Below are 1,513 nucleotides of genomic sequence, written 5' to 3'. Positions count from 1 at the left end.
TTCTAATCTTAAAATCCTTTATTAAAGATACAGAATGTGTTGAATTAGCATGAACAAAGAATTTTTTAGGCTTATTCCTTTCCATTTCTGTTTTAAATAATTGGGTCCATTTATACCAAAATAGGTAGTTTGTTAGGAACTTGGTTGAAACACCATTAAATTTCTTTATCCATCTTTTTAGGCTACTATGAAAGGCATTAACTCTTTGAATATTATAAATATCCACAGCTTTTCTTCCACCTCTAATTTGATGTAACTCAAAATTATGTTGAGTAGCAAAGGGGATATAACTCCTATGTTTATCTGTACATAATATAGAATTCTCCTCAACAACTTCTGATAAAGCTCTGTCTATATCGCTATATTTAGGTCTACCATTGCATATTAATCCTGTATAGATATTACCTAATCTATCCACACCACATAAAACACAGGCAAATTCCTTTGATATACCTCTTGTATTTATTTCTTTGCCACGTTTTCTTGGCTCCCTTGGCATAGTAAAATAGAACTTTTACTATGATTACCTTTATAGCTAAGGGCAAAGTAAGTCTCATCAAGTTCAATAACACCTTCAAGCGAACCATAGCCAATAAACTTTCTAATTGCGTCTATGATTTTATGTCTCCAGAAAAAAGCTGTTGCAATATTAATTTCAACGATTTCAGCACACTGCCTAATAGTGTTGCCGTTTACCATACATTGGGCATATAGTAACCATTTATCTAATCCCTTTTTACTACTTGAAACTGGTGATTTATAAAAGTCATTGAAAGTTTTTTTACACTCTGGATTTTGGCATTTATACCTTTGTTTAACTCCATTTTTACCATGATATTTTCCATACTTAGATATTTTGTCATGATTACAAAAAGGACAGCACTTCCCCTTATTAAATCTATTTTCAGCGATTTCTTTATCTATAGAGTTAGTAATTCCATTTTACATCAATACAGTCTTCAAAAATTCAAATACCTTACCTTGCTCATGTGTATTTAATTGTGAAACTTGTTTAATAACATTATTAACTCTTTGCATAAAAAAACCTCCTAAATAGTAGTTATATAGTATATTATAACCATATTTATAGAGGTTAATCAAATTTCAACAGTTTATTAAAACAAAGCCATTTTCAACAGTTTATTAAAACAAAGCCTTATAAAAATGAAAAATAATAAGAGCCACTAATAAGAGATTTAATCTTACTAGCGGCTCTTTATTTCAATAATAGCCTAAATAATATTACATTAATATGGTTTTTCTTGCAGAGTCTGTATAGTGTTTTTATTAAAAAATAAAGAATTAAGTAGCAATTATAAAAGAATATGTAGAATATATATCTTTTACAATGCTTCTATTTCAGCAATATTCATAGGTCTACTATAAAAATAACCTTGAGTATATAAACTAGTATTATTAATATTATTAATTAAATTATGTTGATATATATTTTCAATCCCTTCAATTATAAGAGTTTTATTGCTTTGGTCTTATGTCAATATTTTGGACACAA

General features: G+C 28.0%; 1 pseudogene. It reads right to left on the bottom strand.

Annotated elements, in window-relative coordinates:
• A pseudogene (locus tag HMPREF0216_RS16570) lies at positions 1-1,038 on the bottom strand (IS1595 family transposase); the annotation flags it as partial.
• Between the last annotated feature and the right edge of the window lie 475 nt (positions 1,039-1,513).

Origin of the sequence: Clostridium celatum DSM 1785 (assembly GCF_000320405.1) — a bacterium.
Taxonomy (GTDB): domain Bacteria; phylum Bacillota; class Clostridia; order Clostridiales; family Clostridiaceae; genus Clostridium; species Clostridium celatum.
Note: the sequence above shows the minus strand (reverse complement) of the source record. Positions and strands in the feature narration are given on the sequence as shown.